The organism is Pseudomonas sp. 39004 (assembly GCF_028682155.1).
GTDB classification, from domain to species: Bacteria; Pseudomonadota; Gammaproteobacteria; order Pseudomonadales; family Pseudomonadaceae; genus Aquipseudomonas; species Aquipseudomonas capeferrum.
On record NZ_JANIAG010000029.1, the window covers coordinates 1 to 17,348 of the forward strand.

Consider the following 17,348-nt stretch of genomic DNA (forward strand, 5'->3'; position numbering starts at 1 on the left):
ATACCGTTGGCGTCGTCCAGCGCCTGCTGGATCAGGCCCTGCTCCAGGCTACCGAGGTAGTCCTTCAGGTCCAGCCCTTCAGGCGGGAGCATCGCAGGGTTGCTGAAGTTCGGCGCGTGGCCATTGATTGCCACGCGCTCTTCCAGGTCACTGCGCAGGCTGTCGACCATCTGCTCGTCTTCGTCATCGACGTAGCGGAATTTTTTCGGCAGCTCGGACACGCCAATCACCCCGTACGGGTGCATGATCGCCATGCGCTCGACCAGGTTGGCCAGCTCGCGCACATTGCCCGGCCAGCCATGGCGGCACAGCGACATGATCGAAGCGGAATTGAAGCGAATGGAACCACGCTTTTCGTGCTCCATGCGCGAAATCAGCTCGTTCATCAGCAACGGGATGTCTTCTACCCGCTCACGCAGCGGCGCCATCTCGATGGGGAACACGTTCAACCGGTAGTACAGATCTTCGCGGAAGGTACCGTCCTCGATCATGCTCTCGAGGTTTTTGTGCGTCGCGGCGATGATGCGCACGTCGATGCTCTGGGTCTTGTTGCTACCCACGCGCTCGAACGTACGCTCCTGCAGCACACGCAGCAGCTTGACTTGCATCGGCAAGGGCATGTCGCCAATTTCGTCGAGAAACAGGGTACCGCCGTTGGCCAGTTCGAAACGCCCGGCACGGCTGGTGATCGCCCCGGTAAAGGCGCCCTTCTCGTGGCCGAACAGTTCGCTTTCGAGCAGCTCGGCCGGGATCGCGCCACAGTTGACCGGCACGAACGGCGCTTCGCGGCGCTTGGAGTGGTAGTGCAGGTTGCGCGCCACCACTTCCTTGCCGGTGCCGGACTCACCCAGAATCAGCACGCTGGCGTCGGTATCGGCCACTTGCTGCATCATCTGCCGCACGTGCTGGATGGCACGGCTGGTGCCGACCAGGCTGCGGAACAGGTTGGGTTCGCGTTGGCGGCCACGCTCGCGGGCCTGGTCGTACATCTCGCGATAGACCTGGGCACGGTGCAGCGAATCCAGCAGCTGGCTGTAGCTTGGTGGCATTTCCAGGTTGGACAGTACCCGGCGACGAAGGTCTTCCGGGAACTCGGCAGAAGAAATTTCACCTAAAAGCATAACAGGAAGGAACTCATCCCAACCCGCCACTGTCTTAACGAGCCCTAGGAGATTGCCCGGAGCGTTTACAGCGCCGATGAGCACGCACAGCACTTCACGACTCGAGGACAACGTCTCGACCGCCTGTTGCCAGTCCTGGCTCGAGCAAGCGAGGTTTTCTTCGCCGAGAAAGTTCAGCACCACCGCAAGGTCGCGGCGGCGCGCGCTGTCGTCATCGATCAGCAGAATCTTGGTTTCACGCCACATGCAATAGCAACTTCCCTAGTCATATCGGCGCCCTGCAAGGGCATGCTCGACATCATTCCGACTGAATGGTCAGTGTTCGGACGTCTGAAATTCGAAAACAGCCACTAGTAAAGTCAAAAAGGCCCAAACAGTCAAATTTATGGCGCCTTTTATTCAGTTGTGCGCATATTAACTGAACAGATGATAAACCTTCGAAGCATTTTTCGCTTGGTTGATCTGCATCATCTCTTCGGCAATTGCCTGGCGTTCACCGGTTGTCACATCGATCAGGTTGCGGTAGACCCGCAGCACCCCTTCCAGCTTTCCGCGCAGCAACGCCTGGTCCATCGCGTGGGTTTCCAGTACCTCGTCGATGCACGCGCGGCACGCCACATCCAGCTTGGCAATGGCATCCCAGTCACGCTCACCCAAGGCACCGATCAGGGCATCACAGGTGTCATCGAGGCGTTGCAGTGCGGTCACGGTAATCTCCTTCCGTCAGCTGGCGGGCTGGGCGTCGGCGATGCCGTCCCAACCGCTTTTCACGGTAATCAGCAGCTGGGCAACTTCGTCGATAATGCCGGCATCGTTGTCGACGTTGGCCTGCATCAAGCGGTTGGTCATGTAGACGTAAAGGGCGTCGAGCTTTTCGACGTACTCCGGGTTTTCGCTCTTTTCAGGCAACAACCCATCGCGCAGGCCGATGATGATGTCGATCGCCTTGCCGAGCATCAGCCCCTTTTCCGCGATGTCGCCACGGGCCATTGCACCCTTGGCTTGCGCCATGCGATCAAGGCCACCCTCCATCAGCATCTGCACCAGGCGATGCGGCGTGGCTTCGGAAATCTGGGCATGGGAATTGACCTTCTGGTACTGACGAAGGGCTCTCATGGGATTCATCTTGCGACCTCGTGACGGGCAGGCTAAAGGGGGGTGATATTCCCTGTATCGGGCAAAAGGCGGAAAACTTTACCGGCTGATGACATGAAGCCGGGCGTTACGCCCGGGCTTCACGCACCGCTCACTGATCAATCGTCGCTCGATTTGTTCAGTGCGTTGAGGGTACTCAGCACCGAGTTCTGCTGCTGACGCAACTGAGTGACCAGGGTATCCATGTTGTTGTACTTGTCTTGCAGGCTTTTCTGCAGGGCTTCCATACGAGCATCCAGCGAGTCCTGCTCGCTCTTGAGCTTGGTCAGGCTTTCGCTCAGGGTCTTGGAGCGCTCGGCGAGGGAGCCGGTGGCGGCTTTGGCGAATGGCTCGGTGACCTTCTGCAGGCGCGCCAGCAAACCGTCCTTGCCATTGAAAATACTGGTCACGTCTGCCGCATTGTTCGAGGCAACCTTGTCCCATTTCTTGTCGTCCAGGCTCAGCGCACCGCCATCCTGGGCCGAGGTGACACCGAAGGCCGCAAGCGATTTCAAGGTGCCATTGCCCGACACCGCATTGAGCTCCTCACGAATGGAGGACATCAACGTGCGCATCGCGGCATCACCGGTCAGCGCGGCAGCGGTCATGGTGCCGTTGGCATTCTTGGTGACCTTGGTTTCTGCGTTCATCACATTGAGCAAGGCGTTGTAGGTATCAATGAAACCCTTGAGGCCCGACTTCAACGTCGCGGAACTGGTACTCAGCGAAAGAATGGTAGCGGTCACTTCGCCACTGGTAGCGTTTTTCGGTGAAGTACCGATCAGCTTGATGTTCAGACCACTGACGGCATCGGTGATGTCATTGGTCTTGGACTTCATGGCAATGCCGTCGAGCGTGTACTCAGCATCCGCCGGTTCATCGACAACGGTATAGCCCGTATCGATGCCTGAATCGCCCAGCAGGGTAATGTCGGAGCCTTCACCCATCTTGGTCGAGGTGATGATCAAACGCGAGCCATTGGCATCCGTCAGCACGTTGGCGCTGAGGCCCGCCACGCCGAACTGGCTGTTGATGTTATCGCGCACCTGCTGCAGTGTTGCGCCGGCAGGAACGCTCAGATCGTAGTTCTTGTCATTCTGACGAATGGTCAAGGTGGTCGGTGTGCTACCGGCATTGACTACCGAGCCCGCGCCGTTCGCATAGACCTTGGTCGAGATTTTCGACGCAGTCGCCAGCTTGTCGACAATCAACTTGAACGAACCGTTGGCAGCACCGGTACCCATGGTGACGGTCGCGACCTTCTCATCCGAAGACTTCAGGCTCAAACCGCCGAAGCTGTTGGTGTCGGTCATGTTGGTCAAGGCGCCGCGGAAGGCATCCAGGGCCGACTGAATCTTGCCGATAGAGGACAACGTGGTGGTTGCCTTCAGCGTTTGGGTATTGATCTGCGCCTGCTTCGGCGCCTTCTGCGCGGCCACCAGGGAATCGACAATCGCCTGGGTATCAATGCCCGAGCCAATACCGCTGACTGTTGTACCTGCCATCATTGCTCTCCTTGTTCAGTAGCTGCCGGATCCTTGGCGGATAAATCCATCAAATAGATAACAGCAACAAAAATCATGCCAGCCTATGCCTGATCATTAAACAGCAGGCTGCCGGCTTCACTGAGGCTTTGTGCAAGCTTCAGTGCTGTTTCCGACGGGAGCTGGCGAATCACTTCACCTGATTGGGTGGCGATCACCTTGACCACAACCTGCCCCGTGGAATCATCAATGGAAAAGTCCAGCTGACGCTGGCTCGACTGGACGAAATCACGAATCTCGCCAACCGCCTTCTCCAGGTCTTCGCGCGAGTGCGGCTGACTATCAGGGGCAGCAGCAGCCTCCTGCACTTTGGCAGGCACTACCGGGTCCCGGTCAGCGACTGGCGCCTGGGGTAACACAGACGGGTACACCTGGCTCAGCTTGACATTCATGTCCATGTTTCGAACTCCTCATGCCAAAAAGGGTGAAAGGGCACGTAAACGCGCCCTTTCACCCTTTACTCAGGCGCCTGAATTACTGAAGCAGTTTCAGGACCGAAGATGGCAGCTGGTTAGCCTGCGACAGGATCGCAGTCGAAGCCTGCTGCAGGGTCTGCTGCTTGGTCAGCTCGGCAGTTTCCGAAGCGAAGTCCACGTCCTGCACGGTGGAGCGGGCAGCGGTGGAGTTCTTCTGGATGTTCTGCAGGTTGTCGACGGTGGTTTGCAGACGGTTCTGGGTAGCACCCAGGCCCGAACGGACGCTGTCGATCGAACCGATGGCCTTGTCGATAACGGCCAGAGCGTTCTGGGCATTGACGGCGTCGGTAACATCGGTATCAGCGATGGTGGTTTTATCCGAGGACTTGGACGCCGCGCCGAACAGGTCAGTAGCACCCGTACCGGTTGCACCGTTAGCGACCGAGTAACCTTTGGCGGAGTCCAGAGAAATCTGGCCAGTGATAGTCGATTTGTCGTCAAGGGTAGCGGAAAGCGTGGTCAGAGTACCTGGGAAATCACCGCTGCCGTTGCGTGCACCCACCGAGATGGCGTCTGCGCCAGCTTTGGAGGTGAAGGCCAGGTTCTCGCCAGTGTCCGACTTGACCGACAGGCTCTTGGTCGATTCGTCATAGTTGACGCTGATACCCAGCTTGGCGGCGTTGGACTTCAACTGATCAGCCAGGCTTGCGGTGTCCTTAACACCGATGAAGCTGACGGTGCTACCGCCTACAGTCAGGTCGAAGTTGGCTGGAGTAGCTGCAGCGCCACTGGCAACAGCCAGTTTGACTTCGGTGCTGGCAGTAGCAGTCAGGCCACCGATCGAGCCATTGAGTTTGGCAGCGATGTCTTTGGCCGAGGAGCCGGCATCGTAGCTGACGGTTTTGCTCTGACCGTTGCCAGTGACAACCAGATCGGCTGCGGCGACGCCGCTGGCGCTTGGCGAGATAGTGCCCGACTTGATCTGCTGCGAGCCGATGCTCTTGGCGGAAACGTTGTCCAGGGCCAGGTTGATGGTTTCGTTGGCGTTGGCGCCGACCTGGATGGCCTTGGTGCCGTACGAACCGTCCAGCAGCTTCTGGCCACCGAAGGTGGTGGTTTCCGAGATACGGTTCAGCTCAGCGGTCAGCGCCTGGTATTCGTCGTTGTTCGACTTACGGTCGTCGGCGCTCAGGGAGCCAGTAGCCGAGGACAGAGCCAGGGTACGCATTTTTTGCAGGATGTCGGTCGAAGCCTGCATCGCACCTTCAGCGGTCTGGGCGATCGAGATACCGTCGTTGGCGTTCTTCACAGCCTGGCCCAGGCCATTGATCTGGCTGGTCAGACGGTTGGCGATCTGCAGGCCAGCAGCGTCGTCTTTAGCGCTGTTGATACGCAGACCCGAGGACAGACGCTGCATCGAAGTGGTCTGAGCGTTGCTCGCCTTGGTCAGGTTGCCCTGAGTAGTGATCGACGCAATGTTGGTGTTTACAGTTAAAGCCATGACGAAATCCTCGTTGGATGGGTACTGCGGCTTCCGGCCTTGGCAACCGCCGGCTTGGCCTAGAGAACCTTCGTAATAGTTATCGTCGGGTGCGCGGGTTGCTTGAGGGCTTTTTTGAAAAAAAAATACTGGCAAGCGGCCACCCTCGGAAAATCAAGGGCTTAAGGGCATTTTATTGGCGTCAAAAACCTTATGAAATGCGCCAGATAACGGCTTGCAGCACCACCACGAGAGCGGTTTTTCTGCAGGCATAAAAAAAGCGCCAGGCGGTGGCCGCCGGGCGCTTTTTTGGGGGCTGCGAGCAATCAGTCGCGATACAGGATGGCCGAACCCCAAGACAAGCCCACACCAAAGCCGCTGATCGCCACACGCTTCCAGCTGCCGTCAAGCATGTGCTTCTGCAACAGCAGCGGCACGCTGGACGACACGGTGTTGCCGGTTTCCAGCATGTCCTTGACGAACTTCTCCGGGTGTTGCTCTTCGAAGCGCCGGGCCACGGCATCGACAATCGCCGCACTGCCCTGGTGAATACAGAAGGCGTCGATATCCGCCGACGTCAGGCCACTGGCATCCAGCAGTTCGTGCAGGTGCGCCGGCACCTTGACCAAGGCAAAGTTGAACACCTGGCGGCCGTTCATGAAGAACTTGCCGTCAGTGACTTTAAGGTGCTCGGCACCGGAGCCGTCAGTACCGAAACGCGCTTCACCCAAGTTCCACACCGCGTTTTCACCCATCCAGGTGGCGGTGGCGGCGTCGCCGAACAGCATGGTGGTGTTGCGGTCTTCCGGGTCGACGATCTTCGAATACGGGTCGGCGGTGATCAGCAAGCCGTTCTTCAGCCCTGCCGCTTCCATGAAGCCTTTGATCGCATACAAGCCATACACATAGCCGGAGCAGCCCAGCGACACGTCGAACGCCGCCACGCGGGTAGACAGGCCAAGTTTGCTCTGGACGATGGCAGCGGTGTGCGGCAGGCCCTCTTCATCACCATTCTGCGTGACCACGATCAGCGCATCGATCGACTGCGGATCAAGGTCAGGGTTGCTGGCGAACAGGGCCTGGGCGGCCTCTACGCAGAGGTCGGAGGTTTCCTGCTCTTCGGCCTTGCGCGGCAGGAACGACGCGCCGATCTTGCCGAACATGAACTCTTCGTCCTTGCCGAACTTCGCACCCTGGACATAGTTGTCCAGGCCAGCGGTGGGCACGTAACTCGCGATGCTTTTGATGCCAATCATTCTGGCTTCCCAATGAAAACAGCCAAAGACCACCACTCGATGAATTGAGGGCGCCAAATACCGGAGCGTCACCGCCAAGGGTTGAAAGCAGAGCTCGCCTGCGCACCGGTAACAAAATGCTGCAACAGCTGCTGCATAGAATACAGGGAAGATGAGCGTTTTGACTCATTGGTCACATTGAAATGCTACGAAAGCCGTGCGCGGGGCGTGGAGACTGAGGAATTCGAGGAATGACCAGGCAGGCACAGATCCCCGTAGGAGCGGCCTTGCGTCGCGAAAGGGCTGCGTAGCGGCCCCGGCGATTTTTGCTGCGCCACAGAACCTGGGGCCGCTGCGCAGCCCATTACGACCGGTCCGGCGCCCCGGCAAGGCCGCACAAGGATTGTGCGAGCCTGCAGGGGCAGCAGCGGATCAGAGCTTGTTGAACAGGCTCAACTGGGAAATGCGCGAGAAAGCCAGCTGCGAAGCTTCGAGCATGGCTTGCTGCAAGGTCAGCGTAATCGCAGCCTGCGACATGTCCGTGTTGCCGATGGCGTTCTGGGTGGTCTTGTTGGCCAGGCCCAGGCTGGTGTTCTCCTGGCGCTGGATCTCCAGCGAGTTGCCACGGGCACCGATCGAACCCCGGGTGACATCGACCTGCTCACGGGCGCTGGCCAGGTTGGCGATGGCCGAAGCCGCGGCATCCTTCAGCGAGTTGGCCTGGCCTGTGCCCGTGACCGGCGTATCCAGCGCAGCGCGCAGCTGGCTGAGGGTTTCCAGCACGTTTTGGTTCTGGTGAGTGTTGGCGGTAACGGCAAACTGGTCACCCGCCTCCGGCGAACCGGAAACCTGGTAGGTCACACCCGCCACCGTCAAGGCTGGCGCCGTAAACGTACCAGTAGCCACAGGCTTGCTGTCAGCCGTCAGTGGCTGCGCGTAGAACTCGTAGCTGCCAGGGCCGGTGAACTTGATCACTGCACCGTTGCTGGGGAACGTGCTGCGATAGGCCGCCTCGTCGCTTACGGTGCTGCTGGTGACCTGGGCGCTGGAGGTGTTGCCGGCGCTGCGGGTGGTGTTGAACGAGTCCGGCCGCGCCGCCAGGGAAAACTCGCGCCCCGCCACCGAAGCGTCGGCGTCGGCGCCCTCTTCCAGCGTGACCGTGATTTCGAACTCGACGCCACGCAAGGCGATGCGGTTGGAGCCTTCGGTGTTGCTGTCGAAGTGACCGTTGGTGGCGGTTTCAGCGGTGATATCGCGGCCCGTGCCGTCGGTGATCACGTACTGGGTCGCACTGGTGAAGGTCAGCTTGTAGGGCTGGCCTGCAGTGAAGTTGTTGTTGTAGCTGCTGCTCGAGGTCATCAAGCCTGGCGACACCCCGACCACGCCATCGTCGGTGGCCGGCACCAAGAGCGTCGACTCGGTGCGGCTCTTGTTGCTGGCCGAGTCGAATACGCTGAAGCCGGTATCGTTGGTCGCCAGGTTCAGGGTGTCGGACACCTGCAGGCTCAGCTGGGTCTGGTCACCGTGGTAGCTGTAGGTGCCGTCGGAGTTGCGCACATAGGGTGGCGAAGTGCTCTTGGAGCCGCCGAACATGTAGTCGCCGTTGGCATCGCGCGAGTTCAGCAGGCCGAAGATGTTGGCTTCGATCTCTTTGAGCTCGGTGCTGATGGCCACGCGGTCGGAGTCTGTGACCCCAGGCCCGCCCGCACGGATCGCCAGCTCACTGGCGCGCTGCATGGCGTCGTTGACGGTGGAGAGCACGCTCTCCTCCTGCAGCAGGGCGTTGCTCACCGTATTGATGTTGCCGCCGTACTGGTCCAGCAGTGCCTGCTGTTGTTGCAGCAGCAGCAGGCGCGCGGCGCCGACCGGGTCATCGGCCGCCGTCTGGATACGGATACCCGAGGTGACCTGGTCGTTGGTCTTGTTCATGCCAGAGAAATTCTTGGAGTAGCTAGTGGCGCTGGACTCGTAGAACTGAGCAGTGGAAATACGCACGAGAGTCTACTCCTTACAAAGCATTGATCAGGGTGCTGAAGGTTTCTTGCGCCGCCTTGATGATCTGCGACGACGCCGTGTAGTAATGCTGGAACTTCACAAGGCTCGCCGCCTCGTCATCGAGGTTGACCCCGGAAACCGCGCTGCGGCTCTCGCTGGCGGACTTGATGACCGCCTCGGTCGCGGTGGTGTCGATGGCAGCCTGGCTGGCCTTGGCGCCCACGCGCTCGACCAGCGAGGCATAGGCCGAGGTGAAGCTGGTGCCGCCACCAGACCCGGTGTTCACCGTCGACTTGGTCTGCAGGTCGAGCAGTGCCGTGGCATTGCGGTTGTCTGCCTTGCCGTCGGCATTGAACGACAGGGTGAAGCTGTCATTCGCCGCCGGGCTGCCGCCGATCGTGGTTTCGACACTGAAGGTGCGCGGGTTGCCGCTGCCATCGAGGATTGGATTACCAGCCGCATCGAGCATGGGCACGGCCACGGACAGTTTATTGTCCTGGCCAGGCACCACGCTGCCGGTGCCGATCTGAGTGCCTTTGGCATCGAACAGCTTGTAGCCCTGGGAGCCACCGTTGGCGGCGTCGAAGACCACGCGTACCGGCATCGAGTCGCGAATCGACTGCTGGATCAACGCAGTATCGGCACCGCCATAGATGTCCAGCGATTCGCCCAGGGCAGGCTGGGTGATGGTGCCGGTGCCGCTGTTGCCGCTACCCGCTGCGGCGCTGATCGGCCCGGCGAACGCCAACTTGTTGGCATCGGTCAGGGTCGTGGTGATGCTGCCTGCTGCCGCACGCGTGGGGATCACCTTGAAGCTGTCACCCGCCGCCAGGCCGCCGCCCTTGAGCGCCAGGCTGAAGCCGTCGATCACCGGTGCCGGGTCGGCATTGAGGTCGAAGCTGCCCATGTCGGTGCCGTCGGAGCGGCGCACGCTGTACTGGTTGGCGCTGGTGAACTTCACCTCGTAGTCGTAGGTGGTCAGCGCGCCACTGTCGGCAATGCTCACATTCAGGTTGCCAGACCCTGCACTGTTGTTCGACGACGCCAGGCTGCGCTGGGCGACGGCGGTGGCGCTGTTGATGCTGGAGAACAGCGAGCTGCCGAACTGGCCATTGGCATCCAGGCCCTGGCCCAGCTGGCTGTTGATGCTGTCAGCCACGACCAGGGCGACGCGGCCGAGCTCGTTCATCGACGGCGTCAGCACGTCCTGACGGTAGCGCAGCAGACCGCCGATCGCGCCACCGCTCACCACCGAGGTCACGTCAGAGCTGAACGACTCATAGTTGATACGCAGGCTGGCCTGGCTCTTGTCGGCAACCCCCGGCTGCACCGACAGGGTGTTGGCCTTGTTGCCGGTGACCAGCGACTGGCCGCTGCCCAGGTAGACGTCGTAGTTGCCGTCGCGCTCCTGCACGGTCACGCCGACCAGCTCGTTGAGCTGGCGAACCGCTTCGCTGCGCGCATCCAGCAGGCTGTTGGGGGTATTGCCGGTGGCCGTCGCTGCAGAGATCTGCTTGTTGTACTCGGCGATGTTGGCCGTGAGCTTGTTGACCTGACCCGCCATGGTATCGAGCTGCGAGTTGATCGTTTCGTTCTGCTGGGTGAGCTGGTTGGACACCGCGTTGAAGCGGTTGCTCAAGGTCTGCGCCTGGGTCAGCAGCAACTGCCGCGAAGCAACGTCGCCGGGCTTGGCCGCCGCCGTCTGCAAGGCCGAGAAGAACGCGGTAAGGACCGAACTGATACCGGTGTCGCGGTCAGCCAGCAGCTTGTCGACGCTAGTGATCTGGTCCTGGAACGCGACCGAGTCGGCCTGCAGCGAGGTGGCGGTCTGCAGCTGGTTGTCCAGGTAAGCGCTGTAGATACGGCGCACGTCCGACAGCGTAGTACCGGTACCGAGAAAGCCCGCGCCGATGTTATGCGAGGCCCCTGCGGCCTGGATCGTCTGCTGGCGCGAATAGCCACTGGTGGCGGCGTTGGCGATGTTGTTACTGGTAACCGACAATGCCGCCTGGCTGGCACTCAGGCCACTCAGGCCGATCGAAATCAGGCTCGACATGATTTAGTCCTTTTATAGATTCGTGGTTCTGCCAGCCATGGCGTATTGAGGGGTTGCTTGCATTTGCTGGGCGATGCTGATGATCTTCTTCGCATAGCCCGGGTCAGTCGCATAACCTGCCTTTTGCAGCTCTCTTGCAAACTGCTCAGGGTTATCGGCCGCGTCCAGCGCACCTTGATAGCGGGAATTGCCCTGCAACAGATTCACCAGGTCATGGAAGCTGTCCTGGTAGGAATCGTACGAGCGGAACGCCGCCGTTTCCTTGACGAATTGGCCATCACGGAATTCGCTGGTGATCGCCCTCGCCTGCTCGCCCTGCCAGTTGCCACTGGCCTTGATGCCGAACAGGTTGTGGCTGCTGCTGCCATCGGTGTTGCGCATGACCGACTTGCCCCAGCCCGTTTCCAGCGCCGCCTGGGCCACCAGGTAGCGCGGGTCGATACCGATGCGCTTGGCGGCCTGCTCGGCCATCGGCAGCATGGTCGCCACGAACGTGTCGCTGTCGCTGAAGGCTTTGTTCGGCGCCAGCGGCGGCTGGGCCACGGCACGCCCGACAATGCGCAGGCCGTTTTCCGGCACGGCAAAGGCCTTGGCCACTTGCTGGCCGTCACGGGCCGGCACGGCGGCGCCGTTGCTGGTCGCGGCCGACGGCACGATGCCGGCCAGCAGGCGGTCGGTGAGCTTGCTCGGCAGCGCCAGGCGCCGCGCATTGAGGGCCGCGACGTCGTTGCGGGTGGCACCCGACTCGGTGGCATGCACCGGCTCAGCCACCTTGTTGCCCCACAGCGCCGGGCCACTGCCCTCGCCGCGCGCAAACGGGCTGCTGGCGCCTGCCGTGCTCTTGCTCTTGGTCAACTGGCGCACCAGCACGTCCTGCAGGCCGATACCGCCACCCTCGCGGGACATGCTCACGGCCAGCTGCTGGTCATACATGTCGCGGTACTGTTTGACCGTCTCGGTGTTCATCGGGTTGTCGGCGGCCAGCACATCGCTGGCCTTGCGCGAGGCCTTGAGCATTTCGCTGATGAACAGCGATTCGAACTCCTGGGCCACCTTGCGCACGTTGGCTTCGCTGTCGCGGTCGCCGTGCTTGAGCGAGTTCAGGCGGTTGAGGTCGGTGTAGGCGCCGCTGTCGGCGCCACCGGATACCAGGCTTTTGCTGTTCATCCTGCGTCCTCAGATCACGATCAGGTCGGCTTGCAAGGCGCCGGCCTGTTTCAGGGCTTCGAGGATCGCCATCAGGTCGCTGGGCGCCGCGCCAACCTGGTTCACCGCGCGGACGATTTCATCCAGCGTGGTCCCCGGGCCGAACTTGAACATCGGCTTGGCTTCCTGCTCGGCGTTGACCCGCGAGCGTGGCACCACGGCAGTCTGGCCATTGGAGAACGGCCCCGGCTGGCTGACGATCGGGTCTTCGGTAATGGTCACGGTCAGGCTGCCGTGGGTCACTGCGGCCGGCGACACCTTGACGTTCTGGCCAATGACGATGGTGCCGGTACGCGAGTTGATGATGACTTTCGCCACCGCCTGGCCCGGGTCGATCTCGAGGTTTTCCAGGATCGACAGGTAATCCACCCGCTGGCTTGGGTCCATCGGCGCACTGACGCGTACCGAGCCACCGTCCAAGGCCTGGGCGACGCCTGGGCCAAGCAGTTCGTTGACCTTGTCGACGATGCGCTTGGCGGTGGTGAAGTCTGGGCGGTTGAGGTTCAGGGTCAGGCTGTTGCCCTGGTTGAACCCGCTCGGCACGGCCCGCTCGACGCTGGCGCCCCCCGGGATACGCCCGGCCGACGGAACGTTGACGGTGATCTTCGAGCCATCGCGCCCTTCGGCATCGAAGCCGCCGACCACCAGGTTGCCCTGGGCGATCGCGTAGACGTTGCCGTCGATACCCTTGAGCGGGGTCAGCAGCAGGCTGCCGCCGCGCAGGCTCTTGGAGTTGCCGATCGACGAAACGGTGATGTCCACCACCTGGCCGGGTTTGGCGAACGCCGGCAGGTCGGCGTGCACCGACACCGCCGCGACGTTTTTCAACTGCACGTTGCCGGAACCGGCCGGCACCTTGATGCCGAACTGTGACAGCATGTTGTTGAAGGTCTGCAGGGTGAACGGCGTCTGGGTGGTCTGGTCACCCGTGCCGTTGAGCCCCACCACCAGGCCATAGCCGATCAACTGGTTGGAACGCACGCCAGAGATACTGGCGATGTCCTTCAAGCGCTCGGCCTGGGCCGCGAAGGCACAGGACAGGAGCAGGGTTGCGGCAATCAGCTGCCTCACGTTGAACATGGTCATCCGTACTCAGAAAGGCCAAAGCGGGCTGATGAAGAAGCGGTCCAGCCACCCGGGCTGGCTGGCATCGGCAAACGAGCCAGTCCCCGAATAGGTGATGCGCGCATCGGCCACGCGGGTGGACGGCACGGTGTTGTCGGTGGCGATGTCGTCGGCGCGGATCATGCCGGCAATGCGCACCAGCTCTTCGCCGGTGTTCAGGGTCAGCCACTTCTCGCCGCGCACGGCGATGATGCCGTTGGGCAGCACTTCGGCCACGGTCACGGTGATCGAACCGGTCAGGGTGTTGCCCTGGGTGGCCTTGCTGTCGCCCTTGGTGGCACGTTCGCCGCTGTAGCCGGCCTCCAGCGAAAGGTCACCGCCGCCGAACGGGTTGTTGGTGTTGGGCGTGCTGCCGAACAACGAGCTGAGGCCGATGTCGGCCTTGCTGTTTTTCTGGATCTGCGAACCGGCGTTCTTGCTGGCCGAGGTGCGCTCGTTGAGGGTGATGGTGATGATGTCACCGACCCGGAACGCCTTGCGGTCGCTGTACAGGTTCTGCTCGAAACCGGCCTGGTAGATCGAACCGTTGTTGGCCGCCGACGGCAACGGGGTGCGCGGCAACACCGGCGCATAGTACGGGTCGTTGGGCTTGGGCGTCGGCGCGACGCAACCTGCCAGCAACACCGCCCCCCCCAGGGCGAAGACGGACAACAGACGATTCATGACGCTACCTCACGGTGTAACTGGGCTACGTGGACCAGGTTCAGGGTGTTACAGCTGCTGGGTGACGAACGACAGCATCTGGTCGGCGGTGGAGATGACCTTGGAGTTCATCTCGTAGGCACGCTGGGTGGTGATCATGTTCACCAACTCTTCCACGGTGCTGACGTTGGAGTTTTCCAAGGTCTGCTGCAGGGTGGTGCCGAAGCCGTTCAGGCCTGGGGTACCGACTTGCGGCGCACCGCTGGCGGCGGTTTCCAGGAACAGGTTGTCGCCGATTGCCTGCAGGCCGGTCGGGTTGATGAAGTCAGCGGTCTGGATGTTGCCGATGACCTGGGCCGCCGGGTTGCCGGCAGTGGTGATCGACACGGTGCCATCCTGGCCGACGGTGAAGGTCTGCGCGTCGTTCGGTACGACCACCGCCGGCTCCAGGGCAAAGCCGTTGGCCGTGACGATCTGGCCATCGGAGTTCAGGTGGAAGGTGCCGTCACGGGTGTAGGAAACCGTGCCATCTGGCTGCAGGATCTGGAAGAAGCCACGGCCGTTGACCGCCATGTCCAGCGGGTTTTCGGTGGTCTGCAGGCTGCCGGCGGTGAAGTTCTTCTGGGTGCCGACAATGCGCACACCGGTACCCACTTGCAGGCCCGATGGCAGCTCGCTGTCCTGGGTCGACTGGGCGCCAGGCTGACGCTTGATCTGGTAGAGCAGGTCCTGGAACTCGGCGCGATCACGCTTGAAGCCGGTGGTCGAGACGTTGGCCAGGTTGTTGGAAATGACCGTCAGGTTGGTGTCCTGGGCGGACAGGCCGGTTTTAGCGACCCAAAGAGCCGGAAGCATGCTGTTCTCCTCGTGCGCCTGTTTTACGGCACCCGTTCAAATGTGATTAGCCGATTTGCAAAACACGCGCCATGGCTTCGTCGCCTTCCTTGGCCGTGTTCATCATCTTGACGTGCAGCTCGAACTGACGGGACAACGCCAGCACCGAGGTCATTTCCTCGACGGCGTTGACGTTGCTGCCTTCCAGGAAGCCCGACACCACGCGCACGTTGACGTCGGCGTCGGCCGGTTGGCCATTGCTGGTATGGATCATGCCGTCCAGGCCCTTGGTCAGGCCTTTGGTGTCGGGGTTGACCAGCTTGATACGGTCGACCTCGGCCATTACCCGCGGGTCTTCACCCATGGCGCGTATGCTGATGGTGCCGTCGGCGCCCACTTCAACCTTCTGCTCCGGGGGGATGGCAATCGGGCCACCGTTGCCGATCACCGGCATGCCGTTGCCGGCACGCAGCACGCCCAGGGCATCGATGTTCAGGCTGCCGGTGCGCACGTAGGCTTCGCTGCCGTCCGGGGCCTGCACGGCGATGAAGCCCTTGCCGGTCACGGTGACGTCCAGCTCGCGACCGGTCTCGATCATCGGGCCTTCGCTGAAGTCGGTGGCCGGGCGCTCGGTCATGGCAAAGGCGCGCGCCGGAAAGCTGTCGCCAAACACCGGCATCGAGCGCGCCTGTTCCAGGTCGCGCTGGAAGCCGTTGGTGGAAATGTTCGCCAGGTTGTTGGCATGGGCCTTCTGCGCCAGCGCGTTCTGGCTGGCGCCGGTCATGGCCACGTAAAGCATCTTGTCCACAGCATCTCCTCTGCGCGTACCTGCCGCGCTGTCACTGAGCAGGGATAAGCAATAATCGAACCAGGTCTGCCGCCCCCTGATTTCGGGGGGTTCAGGGCATCGAGAGGCAAAGACCGTCAGTTTGTCGGCACATATTTGCCGTCAGCGGCAATGGAGGCTCAGTAAACGCGGCAACCGGCGTTGTTGTAGGGGCCGGAATGGCGGACCCAGCCGTCGCCTGGGTTGGTGGCCGAGCACATGAAACGGCCGGTGGCCAGGCTTTGCCATTGGTAGAAGGGGGCGGGGGCGGCGGACAGCGATGGCGCGGCGACCAGGAGAGGGAGCAGCGCTAACAGCAGCAGCCTTTTCATGGGGATAACCTTTGAAGAATCTGGGGGCGCAAAGCGCCCCCATTACAGACAACACTGCCCCAAACAAACCACCATCAGGTCATCTGAATGATGGTCTGCATGATGGTGCTTTCAGTGGAAATGGTCTTGGCGTTCGCCTGATAGTTGCTCTGCGCCTTGATCAGGTTGACCAGCTCGCCAGTCAGGTCGACGTTCGAGTCTTCCAGTGCACCACCGGTGATCTGGCCCAGGGTGCCGGTATCCGGCGCGCCAATCACTGGCACGCCCGATGCGTAGGACTCTTTCCAGTTGGTGCCGCCGATCGGGGTCAGGCCCTGAAGGTTGGCGAAGTTGGCAATGGCCACCTGGCCGATCACCTTGTCTTGCCCGTTGGTGAAGTTGGCGAACAGGTTGCCGTTCTGGTCGATGGTCAGGCCCGACAGCTCACCAGTGGCAAAACCGTCCTGGCTCTTGGCGGTGGTGGCGGACGCGGCGTTGTACTGGGTGGTGCCCAGCATGTCCAGGTTCACCCCGGAAAGGCTCGCGGTAGCGCCGTTGGCCGACCATGCGCCTGCAGCGTTCTTCTGCGCCGGCACCCAGCCATCGAGGTTGAAGGTCTTGTTGGCACTGATGGTCAGGCCGCCAGTGACAGGGCCTTCAGTCATCGCGGCAGAATCCAGGGTACCGTCGGACTTGAACGGCAGCTTGTTGACCAGCGGCGTGGTCAGGGCCGGGTCAGCCGGGTTGCGGCCGTCAACGGTGGTGTACATGGTCCAGGAGTTGGTGCCTGCATCCTTGACGAAATACTGGTTCAGCTGGTGCGCATTGCCCTGGCTGTCGTACACATCGGTGTTGAACGTATAGTTGTAGGTGTTGACCTTGGTCGGGTCGAACGGCGTCTCGGTCGGCACAGTGGCGCTGGAGTTGAGGTTGACCGTCTCGGAAATGCGCCCGGTCGGGTTCGGCGTCAGGTTGGAGGTGTCGATCTGCAGGTCGGTAAGGATGCCCTGGATGATCTTGCCGTTGCCATCCACCGCGTAACCTTGCAGGTTGGCGCCCGACGAGCTGACCACATAGCCGTCCTTGTCGCTGTAGAACGCGCCGGCACGGGTGTAGATTTTCGAGCCGTTGTCATTCAGGGCAAAGAAGCCGTTGCCATCGATGGCCATGTCCAGCGCCTGGCCGGTGCCATTGATGTTGCCCGGGGTGAACAACTGCGAAACGGCGGCAGTCTTGACGCCGCTGCCGATGGCGTTCTTGCCGCTGCTGGTGCCGCGGATGGAGTTGGAATACTGGTCGGCGAACTCGGCGCGCGACGATTTGAAGCCGGTGGTGGCGACGTTGGCAATGTTGTTGCCGGTTACGTTCAGGGCCTTGTTTGCTGCATAGAGGCCGCTAAGGCCGATATTGAAAGACATGTGCT

At 61.4% G+C, this 17,348-nt stretch carries 16 protein-coding genes; all 16 read right to left on the bottom strand.

The window, feature by feature from the left end; genetic code table 11:
• Positions 1-1,367: transcriptional regulator FleQ (fleQ, locus tag NP534_RS07525; RefSeq protein ID WP_274098318.1), on the bottom strand; the 1,367-nt coding region annotated here is incomplete at its 3' end.
• A gap of 168 nt (positions 1,368-1,535) precedes the next feature.
• Positions 1,536-1,829, bottom strand: coding sequence for a flagellar protein FliT (locus tag NP534_RS07530; protein WP_274098319.1), 294 nt, complete (start codon positions 1,827-1,829; stop codon positions 1,536-1,538).
• Between the two features lie 15 nt (positions 1,830-1,844).
• Positions 1,845-2,246 carry a flagellar export chaperone FliS gene (gene fliS / locus NP534_RS07535; RefSeq protein ID WP_033699497.1) on the bottom strand — a complete coding sequence of 134 codons (402 nt, stop codon included), beginning with the start codon at positions 2,244-2,246 and terminating at the stop codon, positions 1,845-1,847.
• Between the two features lie 128 nt (positions 2,247-2,374).
• On the bottom strand, positions 2,375-3,760 hold the full coding sequence (gene fliD / locus NP534_RS07540) for a flagellar filament capping protein FliD (RefSeq protein WP_274098320.1): 1,386 nt from the start codon (positions 3,758-3,760) through the stop codon (positions 2,375-2,377).
• An 83-nt stretch (positions 3,761-3,843) separates the two neighbouring features.
• Positions 3,844-4,197 carry a flagellar protein FlaG gene (locus NP534_RS07545; protein ID WP_274098321.1) on the bottom strand — a complete coding sequence of 118 codons (354 nt, stop codon included), beginning with the start codon at positions 4,195-4,197 and terminating at the stop codon, positions 3,844-3,846.
• Positions 4,198-4,273: 76 nt separating this feature from the next.
• On the bottom strand, positions 4,274-5,716 hold the full coding sequence (locus tag NP534_RS07550; protein ID WP_274098322.1) for a flagellin N-terminal helical domain-containing protein: 1,443 nt from the start codon (positions 5,714-5,716) through the stop codon (positions 4,274-4,276).
• A 305-nt stretch (positions 5,717-6,021) separates the two neighbouring features.
• Positions 6,022-6,951: a ketoacyl-ACP synthase III gene (locus NP534_RS07555; RefSeq protein WP_095063733.1), complete on the bottom strand. Its 930-nt coding sequence runs from the start codon at positions 6,949-6,951 to the stop codon at positions 6,022-6,024.
• Positions 6,952-7,362: 411 nt separating this feature from the next.
• The gene (locus tag NP534_RS07560; RefSeq protein WP_274098323.1) at positions 7,363-8,925 is read right to left on the bottom strand and encodes a flagellar hook-associated protein 3; all 1,563 of its coding nucleotides are present in this window, start codon (positions 8,923-8,925) and stop codon (positions 7,363-7,365) included.
• 13 nt (positions 8,926-8,938) lie between these two features.
• Entirely contained in the window at positions 8,939-10,981 is a 2,043-nt protein-coding gene (gene flgK / locus NP534_RS07565) for a flagellar hook-associated protein FlgK (RefSeq protein WP_274098324.1), read from the bottom strand.
• Between the two features lie 12 nt (positions 10,982-10,993).
• Positions 10,994-12,148 carry a flagellar assembly peptidoglycan hydrolase FlgJ gene (flgJ, locus tag NP534_RS07570; RefSeq protein WP_274098325.1) on the bottom strand — a complete coding sequence of 385 codons (1,155 nt, stop codon included), beginning with the start codon at positions 12,146-12,148 and terminating at the stop codon, positions 10,994-10,996.
• Between the two features lie 9 nt (positions 12,149-12,157).
• Positions 12,158-13,267, bottom strand: a complete 1,110-nt coding sequence (locus tag NP534_RS07575; protein ID WP_033700185.1) for a flagellar basal body P-ring protein FlgI — start codon at positions 13,265-13,267, stop codon at positions 12,158-12,160.
• A gap of 12 nt (positions 13,268-13,279) precedes the next feature.
• A complete protein-coding gene (gene flgH / locus NP534_RS07580) occupies positions 13,280-13,975 on the bottom strand; it encodes a flagellar basal body L-ring protein FlgH (protein WP_033699509.1) in 696 nt (231 codons plus the stop codon).
• A gap of 48 nt (positions 13,976-14,023) precedes the next feature.
• Positions 14,024-14,809: a flagellar basal-body rod protein FlgG gene (flgG, locus tag NP534_RS07585; RefSeq protein WP_033699511.1), complete on the bottom strand. Its 786-nt coding sequence runs from the start codon at positions 14,807-14,809 to the stop codon at positions 14,024-14,026.
• 46 nt (positions 14,810-14,855) lie between these two features.
• Positions 14,856-15,596 carry a flagellar basal body rod protein FlgF gene (locus NP534_RS07590; RefSeq protein WP_033699512.1) on the bottom strand — a complete coding sequence of 247 codons (741 nt, stop codon included), beginning with the start codon at positions 15,594-15,596 and terminating at the stop codon, positions 14,856-14,858.
• A gap of 158 nt (positions 15,597-15,754) precedes the next feature.
• Positions 15,755-15,946 carry a hypothetical protein gene (locus tag NP534_RS07595; RefSeq protein ID WP_274098326.1) on the bottom strand — a complete coding sequence of 64 codons (192 nt, stop codon included), beginning with the start codon at positions 15,944-15,946 and terminating at the stop codon, positions 15,755-15,757.
• A gap of 74 nt (positions 15,947-16,020) precedes the next feature.
• Positions 16,021-17,343, bottom strand: coding sequence for a flagellar hook protein FlgE (gene flgE, locus NP534_RS07600; RefSeq protein WP_274098327.1), 1,323 nt, complete (start codon positions 17,341-17,343; stop codon positions 16,021-16,023).
• Between the last annotated feature and the right edge of the window lie 5 nt (positions 17,344-17,348).